General features: G+C 66.5%; 11 protein-coding genes. 10 read left to right on the plus strand and 1 reads right to left on the minus strand.

Annotation, left to right across the window (positions count from 1 at the left end; all coding sequences use genetic code 11):
• Positions 1 to 148: 148 nt before the first annotated feature.
• A complete protein-coding gene (locus tag IP86_RS16580) occupies positions 149 to 1,000 on the minus strand; it encodes a DUF1499 domain-containing protein (protein ID WP_054163644.1) in 852 nt (283 codons plus the stop codon).
• Positions 1,001 to 1,455: 455 nt separating this feature from the next.
• On the opposite strand from IP86_RS16580, the gene IP86_RS16585 reads away from it, so the two are divergent.
• The 10 genes from IP86_RS16585 to IP86_RS16630 all read left to right on the plus strand — a co-directional run bounded on the left by IP86_RS16585 (position 1,456) and on the right by IP86_RS16630 (position 9,897).
• Positions 1,456 to 2,013 (plus strand): MarR family winged helix-turn-helix transcriptional regulator, encoded by a 558-nt coding sequence (locus tag IP86_RS16585; protein WP_156332533.1) that lies wholly within the window; start codon positions 1,456 to 1,458, stop codon positions 2,011 to 2,013.
• 181 nt (positions 2,014 to 2,194) lie between these two features.
• Complete coding sequence (locus tag IP86_RS16590; RefSeq protein WP_054163646.1) at positions 2,195 to 2,716, plus strand: flavin reductase family protein; 522 nt, start codon at positions 2,195 to 2,197, stop codon at positions 2,714 to 2,716.
• 34 nt (positions 2,717 to 2,750) lie between these two features.
• Complete coding sequence (locus tag IP86_RS16595) at positions 2,751 to 4,220, plus strand: 4-hydroxyphenylacetate 3-hydroxylase family protein (RefSeq protein ID WP_054163647.1); 1,470 nt, start codon at positions 2,751 to 2,753, stop codon at positions 4,218 to 4,220.
• Between the two features lie 13 nt (positions 4,221 to 4,233).
• Positions 4,234 to 4,614, plus strand: a complete 381-nt coding sequence (locus IP86_RS16600; protein WP_054163648.1) for a cupin domain-containing protein — start codon at positions 4,234 to 4,236, stop codon at positions 4,612 to 4,614.
• A gap of 64 nt (positions 4,615 to 4,678) precedes the next feature.
• The gene (locus tag IP86_RS16605; protein ID WP_054163649.1) at positions 4,679 to 5,551 is read left to right on the plus strand and encodes a branched-chain amino acid ABC transporter permease; all 873 of its coding nucleotides are present in this window, start codon (positions 4,679 to 4,681) and stop codon (positions 5,549 to 5,551) included.
• A complete protein-coding gene (locus IP86_RS16610; protein WP_054163650.1) occupies positions 5,551 to 6,405 on the plus strand; it encodes a branched-chain amino acid ABC transporter permease in 855 nt (284 codons plus the stop codon). The genes IP86_RS16605 and IP86_RS16610 overlap by 1 nt, the downstream gene beginning before the upstream one ends.
• A complete protein-coding gene (locus tag IP86_RS16615) occupies positions 6,402 to 7,172 on the plus strand; it encodes an ABC transporter ATP-binding protein (protein ID WP_054163651.1) in 771 nt (256 codons plus the stop codon). Before IP86_RS16610 ends, IP86_RS16615 begins: the two co-directional genes overlap by 4 nt.
• Complete coding sequence (locus IP86_RS16620; protein ID WP_054163652.1) at positions 7,169 to 7,933, plus strand: ABC transporter ATP-binding protein; 765 nt, start codon at positions 7,169 to 7,171, stop codon at positions 7,931 to 7,933. The genes IP86_RS16615 and IP86_RS16620 overlap by 4 nt, the downstream gene beginning before the upstream one ends.
• Positions 7,934 to 7,954: 21 nt before the next feature.
• Complete coding sequence (locus tag IP86_RS16625) at positions 7,955 to 9,133, plus strand: ABC transporter substrate-binding protein (RefSeq protein WP_054163653.1); 1,179 nt, start codon at positions 7,955 to 7,957, stop codon at positions 9,131 to 9,133.
• Between the two features lie 71 nt (positions 9,134 to 9,204).
• A complete protein-coding gene (locus IP86_RS16630) occupies positions 9,205 to 9,897 on the plus strand; it encodes a DUF2848 domain-containing protein (RefSeq protein ID WP_054163654.1) in 693 nt (230 codons plus the stop codon).
• The last annotated feature ends 260 nt before the right edge of the window (positions 9,898 to 10,157 follow it).

A 10,157-nucleotide genomic window follows, 5' to 3' on the forward strand; every position in this document is an offset into this window, starting at 1 on the left:
GAGCGATCCGGGTGAGGGGACTCCTCTCCGCGAGTCGCTGAGTCAGTGCCCGGGGCGCCCTCACCCCAGCCCTCTCCCGCAAGCGGGAGAGGGGGCGCGCCGCGCATCCGGTTGGCGCCGTGATCAAAAGTCCGCTTGCTAAATGCCGCTACTTCTTCGGCGCCGCCTTGCCCTTGGCCGGCTGCTTCGGAGCCGGCTCTGGTTTCGGCGCCGGGGCGTTCTCGGCGGCGCTGGTGAGGTCTTCGCTGAACTTGGCGATGCGGGCGGCGTTGCTGCCGAGGTCGCTTTCGAAATAGCGCGAGGCCGAGCGGATATCGATCCGGGCGCCGTCGCCGTCCGGCAGGATGCGGATGGTCACGTCCTCGGGCAGGCCCATCACCTCGGTGCGCGCCACCGCCTCGATATGGCCCTCGCGCCGCGGCGGCTGCGGCGGCCGCGAATCCACCACGCGCCATTTGCGGCGGTTGACCAGATTGAGCGTGATGTCGTAGGCGCGCTGCACCGGCAGGTCGACCTGCACGGTCTCGAGGTTCGGATAGGCGGCGCGCTGCAGCTCGGCCGAATACAGGCCGGCATAGACCGCGGTGTTGACGCCGTCGCCGACCCGCAGCCGCGCCAGCGTCTCGAATTTCGGCGGATCGATCGCGTCGGTGGTGATGTCGTGGATCTTCGGCAGGCTGCGATATTTCCAGCCGAGATAGGCCGGATAAGCGAGGATCATGACGTCGATCAGCAGCGCCAGCAAAATGCGCGCCATGCCGCGCGCGCCGGTCTGCCAGATCGCCGCGAAGCCCGCCAGCGCCAGCAGGATCGACAGCCCGGCCAGCGCCAGCGCGCCGAAGAAGGTGGCGATCGCCGGGCGCACTTCGAGGAAATCGAATCGCACCACCAGCGTGGACACCGCTGCGGCGATCGCGGCGAACACCGCCAGCCGGCGCGCCCAGACCGCGAGGCTCGACACGGGCTCCATCTGATAGGGAGCGGAAAACCTGCGCGCCATCGGGTCCGTTCTGCCGGGTTGAAGCCGCGGCGCCGGTCGGTTCGCCGTTCCGCTACGCAATGGTGAGACCATGGCGGGCAGCGGATTTCAAGGCCGGATTGCAGCCCGCTTTCGCCCAGGACCGTACCGCGCACACCCGGCGGGGGGCGGTCTTTTGACAGGCCCTGACTTCTCATCCGGAGGAGCCAGCCATGCCGGGCGTCTCGCAGGATGCCGGCCACGCGGTCCATGCTTGGAGACGGCGTCGCGCGCCTCCTCACTGCGGAGTGGTGTGCGTGATGACCATGGAAAGCGTCGAGTCGATACCGTCGCTACGAAGCCCTCGCACGCACGTCGGCGAGATCCGCGCCGCGCGCAGAGAGCGGGCGCGCCACACGAACCTGTACAAACAGCAGCTTCTGTATGACAAGTAGCATCGTTCGGCGGTCAGCGCCGCCAGCCGAGGGAGCGAGAGTTTGCGCCGCGCAACCGTATCGAAGTCGGAACTGATGCCGGGCGGCGACGACGAGGTCTTTCGCACCTTCATCCACGATTTCCTGGCGTTCAGCGCGCGGGTCGATCAGTGCCGCGCCGGTTTCGGCGATCGGCTCGGCATCTCCGGAATCGCCTACACGACGCTGATTTCCGTCGCGCATCTGCAGGGCGAGGAGGGCGTCGGCGTCAGCCGCGTCGCCGAGCATCTGCATCTGTCCGGTGCCTTCGTCACCATCGAAGTCTCGAAGCTGGTCAAGGCCGGGCTGATCCACAAGCGCGCCAATCAGGAAGACCGCCGCCGCGTGTTGCTGACCGTGACGCCGAAGGCGCGCAAACTGCTCGAACAGCTCGTCGAGGTTCAGGCGCCGGTCAACGACGCGTTGTTCGACTGCCTCAGCGCGTCCGAATTTCGCCAGCTCGCTTCGATGATGGCGCGGCTGGTGGCGTGTGGCGACAAGGCGGTGGCGCTGATGGGCTTCCTCACCGCGCCGTCGCCCGTCGCGGCCGAGTCCACGCGCAAAGTGTCGCGGCGGCGCTGACGCGCGTACGTTCGGCCTATCTTCCAAGTTGAGTTAATCCCGTCTTTCAGGGATTGGCGGCGTTTTGCCGTGCCCAAATTCATGTCGCACTGCCGCATCTTTTCTCAGCGAGTGCCTCGCATTCGCGCTTGACTAGCTTTTTATAATAGCTTTGGATCAAAGGTATTAGAGCGAGGAGTTGATGACGCAGGACGTGCGGCAGTTTCGATCGGCATTGTCGCAATTCGCGACCGGCGTCGCCGTGATCACGGCGCGCGGCGAAGCCGGCGCACCGATCGGCATGACGATGAGTTCGTTCAATTCGGTGTCGCTCGATCCGCCGCTGGTGCTGTTCAGCGTCGATCGCCGTGCGCTCAGCCTGCCGGCGATGCAGGCGGCCGAGGGCTACGCGGTCAACATCCTGAGCCGCGGCCAGGAGGCGTTGTCGAACCAGTTCGCCAAGGCCTCCACCGACAAATGGAGCAACGTCGCGCATTCGATCGGCCATGCCGAGGCGCCGCTCCTGGCGGGCGCGCTCGCGCATTTCGAATGCGCGCCCTACGCGCAGTACGACGGCGGCGATCACGTGATTTTCGTCGGCCGCGTGGTGCGTTTCAGCGCGCGGGACGACGAGGAGCCGTTGGTGTTCTTCCGCGGCAAGTATCAGAGCCTGAGCCGGCAGGGAGGCAGCGAGCCGATGTGGCCGCTGCCGATCCACTACTGACCAGGGCGAGCACAGCATAAGGAAGCGTGTGACGATGAAGACAGGACAACAACATATCGCCGGCCTGCGCGACGGACGCGCCGTATTCATCGACGGCAAGCGTGTCGACGACACCACGCGGCATCCCGCGTTTCGTCACGCCATCCAGTCGGTCGGCAAGCTGTTCGATTTCGCGTCCGACGAGGCCAATCGCGAGCTGATGACCTTCGCGACGCCGGCGGGCCGCGCCAACCGCATCTGGCAGTTGCCCGAAAGCTTCGACGAACTGCGCCAGCGCCGCACCGCGTTGGAGCAGTGGGGCGGGTTGCATGCCGGCTTCCTCGGCCGCGCGCCCGACCACGTCGCCTCCTGCATCGCCGGCATGTATATGGGGCTCGATCAGTTCGAGGCCTACGACAAGGACCGCGCCAAGGCGCTCGCCGACTACTACACCTATGCGCGCGACCGCGATCTGTATCTGACCTACGTCATCATCAATCCGCAGGCCGACCGCTCCAAGAGCGCTGCCCAGCAGAAGGACGCGTTCCTCACCACCGGCGTGGTGGATCAGGACGCCGAGGGCATCACGGTGCGCGGCGCCAAGATGCTGGCGACCGGCGGCATCATGGCGGACGAAGTGTTCGTCACCTGCATCCAGCCGCTGCAGCCGGGCGACGAAATCTACGCGCTGTCGTTCGCGATCCCGATGAACACCAAGGGCCTGCAGATTCTGTCGCGCAAGTCCTACGAGGAGTCGTCGCAATCGGTGTTCGACAATCCGCTGTCGAGCCGTTTCGACGAGAACGACGCGGTGCTGTATTTCGACGACGTCAAGGTGCCGTGGGATCGCATCTTCGTCTACAAGAACCTCGAGATGTGCCAGAAGCAGTTCCACGCGACGCCGGCGCATGTCTATCAGAACTATCAGGCGATGGTCCGGTTGTCGGTCAAGGTGCGGTTCCTGATCGGCATGGCGCGGCGGATCGCCGAGACCAACGGCGTGCTCGGCTTCCCGCAGGTCCGCGAGACCCTCGGCCAGCTCGCCGCCGAAGGCGGCATGGTCGACGCTTTCGTGGCGGCGATGGAAATCAAGGGCACGCATTACGGCCGCTACTACGTGCCGGATCGTCACACGCTGTACGCCGCGCAGACGCTGACCCAGCAGCTCTACGCCAAGATCCTCAACACGCTGCGCGAACTCGCCGGCGGCGGCATGATCATGTTGCCGTCCTCGGTGCAGGATCTCGCCAATCCGGAGATCGCAGCATTGGTCGAGAAGACCCAGCAGTCGCCGGCGGCCGGTGCGCTCGACAAGGTCAAGTTCTACAAGCTGGCCTGGGATGCGGTCGGCTCGGAATTCGCCTCGCGGCATCAGCAATACGAGATGTTCTACGCGGGCGCGACCTTCGTCACCAAGAACCACTCGTTCCGAACTTACGACTGGGACAGCGCCGGCGGTCTCGTCAGCAACATGCTGTCCAGCTACCAGCTCGCCGACGAGCTGAAGACCTCGCAAGCCGCCTGATCAGGAGCGCATCATGCCAGTCAACAAGATTCACGACGAATTCCGTGCCGTCGACATGAGCACGGGCTGGGAAGTCCCGGCCGGCTATCCCAAGGGCATCCAGCAGAAGATCCTGTCGGGTGGCCTCGACGAGGAGAACCGCCGCGGCTCGCGCAGCCGCCTGCTGCGGTTCGAGCCGGGCGAGTTCACCACCAAGCCGTTCGTGCACGAGTATTGGGAAGAAGTGTTCCTGGTGTCCGGCGACCTGACCGTCGGCAACGACGAGAACGGCAATGGCGGCGAGAGCTTCAAGCCGTTCACCTACGCCTGCCGTCCGCCGGGCGCGTTCCATGGTCCGTTCAAGTCCGAGACCGGCTGCGTGCTGTTCGAACTGCACTACTTCGACCCGGTGTAAGGCGCGCGATGACGGACGTCTCCCCCAGCACACATTTGAGTCCTTGCAGCCGCGGAGGCCGAGTATGATCACCCAACAGATCATCAACGGCCTGATGCTCGGCTCGATCTACGTGCTGGTGGGGGTGTCCTTCACGCTGGCGATCGGCATCCTCAACTTTCTGAACTTCTCCATCCCCGGTCTGTTCATGATCGGCGGCATGGTGAGCTGGGTGCTGCTCGCCAAGGGCTGGCACTGGGCGTTCGCGATCGGCGGCGCGCTCGCCGCGGCGGCGCTGGTGTCGCTCGCGGTCGAGCTCTTGTCCTATCGGCGCACCCGCGGCGCCGATCCGGAAGTGCCGCTGGTGTCGTCGCTCGGCTTCCTGGTACTGCTGGAAAATCTGGCGCTGGTCGGCGTCGGCTCCGATCAGCAGACGTTTCCGTCGCTGCTTGGCGACTTCAACTTCCGCATCGGCGGCCTGGTCATCGGCGCCGCGCAGGCGATCAGTCTGGTGCTGACCTTCGCGCTGGTGGTCGGGCTGTCGTTCATGCTCGGCAAGACCAATCTGGGCCGGCAGATCCGCGCCATCGCCGAGAGCCGCTCGACCGCTGTGCTGCTCGGCGTCGATGTCGGCCGGCTGGTGCCGAAGATCTTCGTGCTCACCGCGTTGTTCACCGCGCTGGGCGGCGTGATGTTCGCGCTCAGCTATCTGCAGGTGTCGCCGTTCATGGGCGAGGGCGTCGGCTTCAAGGGCGTCGCCGCGATGATCATCGGCGGCATGGGCAGCGTCTGGGGCGCAGTCATTGGCGGGCTGATCATCGGCCTGATCGAGGTCGGCTCGATCTCGGCATTCGGCGCCGACACCGTCAACATCGCGGTCTACGGCTCGCTGCTGCTGCTGCTGATCCTGCGGCCGCACGGCCTGTTCGGCAAACCGGCGATCCGGGAGAAGCTGTGATGAGCGGCTATCAGACCGGCGTCCTGATCATCCTGTGCTTCAACATCATGGCGGCCTATGCGGTGTATCTGCCGCTGGTCGCCGGCCAGCTCAATCTCGGCATCGCCGGCTTCATGGCGGTCGGCGCTTACACGGCGGCGTATCTGACGAACGAGATGGGCTGGTCGCTGCTCGCCGCGATTCCGACCGGCGGACTTGCGGCCGGCGCTCTGGCGCTGCTGGTCGCCGTGCCGATCCTGCGCACCCACGGCATCTATCTGGCGCTCGCCACTTTCGCGCTCGGCCAGGTGATCTCCGCCGTCTTCCTCAATCTTGAAGTGGTCGGCGCCGCCGCCGGCTATCCGGTGTCGACCTACGCGTCGCCGGTCGCGGTGTTCTCGGTCACGGCCGCGATCGTGCTGTTCGTGGTCGGGCTGTCGCAGACCCGCTTCACGCTGTATCTCACCGCGATCAAGAACGATCGCCTGGTCGCCGATCTGCTCGGCCTGAAGGTCTGGGGCCTGCAGGTCGCGGCCTTCGTGCTCGGCGGCGCCATCGCCGGCATCGGCGGCGGGCTGTACGCGCATCATTTCAGCTTCATCGAGGCGCAGCATTTCAGCGTCCAGCTGAGCATCTACACGGTGCTGTACGTGCTGCTCGGCGGCACCCAGACGGTGTGGGGCCCGCTGGTCGGCGCGCTGTTCTTCAGCCTGGCGCCGGAGCTGCTGCGGGCCGGGGAGGCGTGGCGCTACGTGCTGTTCGCGGTGCTGATCGTCGGCTTCATGGCCGTGCGGCCGCAGGGCCTGGTGACGCCTTCGTCGCTGCGCAGCCTCGGCCGGCTATTCAAGCGTAAGCCTGCGGGAGTGCAGCCATGACCGCACAGGCTCCGCTGCTCGCCCTGCAGAACGTGTCGAAATCGTTCGGCGGCCTGCATGTCATCCGCGACCTCAGCTTCTCGGTGGCGCGCGGTCAGACCGTCGGGCTGATCGGCCCGAACGGTGCCGGCAAGACCACGGCGTTCAACATGATCAGCGGCGTGTTCCGTCCCGATCAGGGCACGGTGGCGTTCGAGGGCCGCGACATCACCAACATGGCGTCGCGCCGCCGCATCGGCCTGGGCATCGCCCGCAGTTTCCAGAACGTGCGGCTGATGCAGCATCTCACCGTGTGGGAGAATCTGCTGGTCGGCCAGCACGTCCGCGCCTCGGGCCTGCTCAATCTGCTGGCGCCGTTCCGGCTGATCCCCAATCATCGCTGGCGGCGCGAGGTCGTTGCCGCACTCGACGAGATGGGGCTCGGCGCCTATGCGGACTCGATGGTCAGCGAGCTGCCTTACGGCATCCGCAAGCGCATCGACCTGGTGCGTGCCACGCTCGCCGGCGCCTCGCTCTTGATGCTCGACGAGCCGGCCGCCGGCCTCAACCCGGTCGAGACCCAGGCGCTCACCGCGCATCTCGAAGCGCTGAAGGCCCGCGGCGTTACGCTGCTGATCGTCGAGCATGACATGCATTTCGTCGGTACCATCTGCGACCATGTCGTGGTGCTGAACTTCGGCAGCAAGATCGCCGAGGGCCCGTTGTCGGTTGTGCAACACGACGCGGTGGTGCGCACCGCTTATCTCGGCGCGGAGCAGGCGGCATGAGCGCGATCCTTTCCGTCTCCGATCTCACCGTCGCTTACGGCGGCGTCACCGCGCTCGACGGCGTTTCGCTCACCGTCGAGGAGGGCGAGATCGTCACCGTGCTCGGCGCCAATGGTGCCGGCAAGACAACGCTGCTGCTTGGCATCATGGGCGCGGTGCCGGCTATGCGCGGCCGCATCCAGTTTCGTGACACCGATCTGTCGCGCGCGCGTCCGCACACGCGGTTGGCGAACGGCCTGGTGCTCGTGCCTGAAGGCCGTCAGGTGCTGGTGTCGCTGACGGTCGAAGAAAACCTGCTACTCGGCGCGCATCTGCGCCGCGACCGCCAGGCGGTGCGCAGCGAGATCGACGCGATCTACGAGCGCTTCCCTAATCTGGGCCAGCGCCGCCACGTCGCGGCGGCGACGCTGTCCGGCGGTGAGCAGCAGATGGTCGCGATCGGCCGCGCGATGGTGGCGCGGCCGCAGGTGCTGATGCTGGACGAGCCGTCGCTCGGCCTGTCACCGCTGTTCGTCTCCAAGGTGTTCGAACTGATCCAGGAGATGAACCGCAGCGGTCTGACGATCGTGCTGGTCGAGCAGAACACCGGCAAGGCGCTGTCGGTGGCGCACAGCGCCACGGTGCTCGAGCTCGGCAAGGTCGCGGTGGCCGGCCCGTGCGAGACGCTGCGCAACGATCGCCGGCTGCTCGACGCTTATCTCGGCGGCGGCAGCGAGGAGACTTCCGAACCATCCCGGTTGATGCAGGCGGGCACTCACTAACAACAACAGGAGCAGGGGTTGATGAAAGCGTATAGCGTTGCGGCGGCGGGTGTCGCCCTCGGACTGATCGGCGGCATCGCGGGCGGCGCGCAGGCGGCCGATCTGGTGCTCGGCTTCTCGATGGCCAAGACCGGCCCCTATGTCAGCCTCGCCAACACCAACGAGGTCGCGGTCGACATGGCGGTCGACGAGATCAACGCCAAGGGCGGCGTCGGCGGCAACAAGATCAAGCTGGTGAAGTTCGACACCGGCGGCGACCCCAAGCAGGCCGCGCTCGCGGTGCGGCAGTTCGCCGAGGACAACAAGGCGCTGGCGGTGATCGGTCCGTTCTCCTCGGGTGAAGTCCGCGTCGCGTTCCCGGCCGGCGAGCGCCTCGGCATCGTGCAGATGTCGATGTCGTCGTCGGCGCCCGGCCTGACCAAGGGCTTCAGCTACGCGTTCCGCAACACCCGCGACGAGAAGACCGTGATCGACGAGGTGCTGGCGACGCTGCGCGACAAGAAGCTGCCGATGAAGACCGGCGCCACCGCGTTCGCCACCGACGACACGGTGTCGAAGTCGATCGGCACCGCGGTGCTGCCGGTGCTGTTCACCAAATACGGCGTCGAGAGCAAGGGCGCGGTCGACTTCCAGTACAACGCCTTCGACCTGTCGCCGCAGGTGTCGCAGCTCGCGCAGATGAAGCCGGACATCATCGGCCTCGGCGCGCCGCCCGAAGCCGCCGTCAACCTCGCCAAGGAGCTGAAGCGCCAGAACGTCACCGCGCGGCTGATCGCCGGCACCACGGTCGCCGATCCCGACCTGCCGAAGCGCATGGCCGGCGCCGGCAATCTGATGACCATCGGCACCACCTTCTTCGCCGAGCTGAACGATCAGACCAAGGCCTTCGCCAAGGAGTTCGCCAAGCGCACTTCGGCGGCGGGCATGACCCGGCAGGAGCCGAACCAGCAGGACGCCTCGGCCTACGACATCGTCTATCTGTTCGCCGAGGCGATGAAGACCGCGGCGGTCACCGGCGCGCCCGAGCAGGTCGCGGCGGAACGCACCGCGATCCGCGATGCGCTCGGCAAGCTGAAGGACTTCCAGGCGCTGGAAGGCGCGATTTCGTTCGGCTGCGATCACGACGCGATCAAGCCGATCTACGTGATCGAGGCGAAGGACCAGCACTGGACTTTGCTCGACACCCGCAAGGGCGAGTAGTACTCATCATCGCCGTGCGGCACGATGAGTTCCGCACGGCACCGTTTCCCTTCATGCTGCGAGGCCCCTTGATGTACGCCGCTCCCATCGATTTCGTCGTTCACGAACAGGGGCGAGACGTCCCGCGATCAGTCCGGATCGGCGACCTGATCATCGCCGGCTGGACCGGCCGCGATCCGGTGGCGCGCGACAAGCACATCAAGGAACTCGAAGAGCTCGGCATCGCGCCCCCGGCTTCGACGCCGATCTACTACCGCGTCGCCGCCGCCCGGCTCACCACCCGCACCGCGATCGAAGTCAGCGACGAGAATTCCAGCGGCGAAGTCGAGTTCGTGCTGATCAAATCCGGCGGCCAGCTCTATGTCGGCGTCGGCTCCGATCACACCGACCGCAAGGTCGAGACCTACAACATCACGGTGTCGAAGCAGATGTGCGACAAGCCGGTCGCGCCGCTGCTGTGGGCCTATGACGACGTCGCAGCGCATTGGGACCAGCTGGTGCTGCGTTCATGGGCGACGATCGGCGGCGAGCGCGTGCTGTATCAGGAAGGCACGCTGTCCGGCATGCTGCCGCCGGCCGAACTGATCGAACGCGAATTCGGCGCGTCGGGCCTGCCGGAAGGCGCCGCGATGTTCGGCGGCACCTTCGCGGCGAAGGGGGGCATCCGCCCGGCGACCCGCTTCGACTACGAACTCAGCGACCCGGTCCTGAACCGCAGCATCAGCAGCGGCTACGAGGTACGGACGCTGCCGGTGCTGGGCTGATCTAAGCGAATTAGTTCAAGCAGCCAAGCACAGCATAAGCCCCGCGCCGCAGCGCGCCCCCTCTCCCGCCTGCGGGAGAGGGCTCGGGTGAGGGCGCCGCGCACCCAGTGCCCGTGGACCCCACCCCCGACCCCTCCCCGCAAGGGGGAGGGGAGAAGAGCACAGCGCGCCCCCTCTCCCGCGTGCGGGAGAGGGGTGGGGTGAGGGCGACGCGCACCCAGTGCCTGGGGACCCCCACCCCCGACCCCTCCCCGCAAGGG

The organism is Rhodopseudomonas sp. AAP120, assembly GCF_001295845.1.
GTDB lineage: Bacteria > Pseudomonadota > Alphaproteobacteria > Rhizobiales > Xanthobacteraceae > Rhodopseudomonas.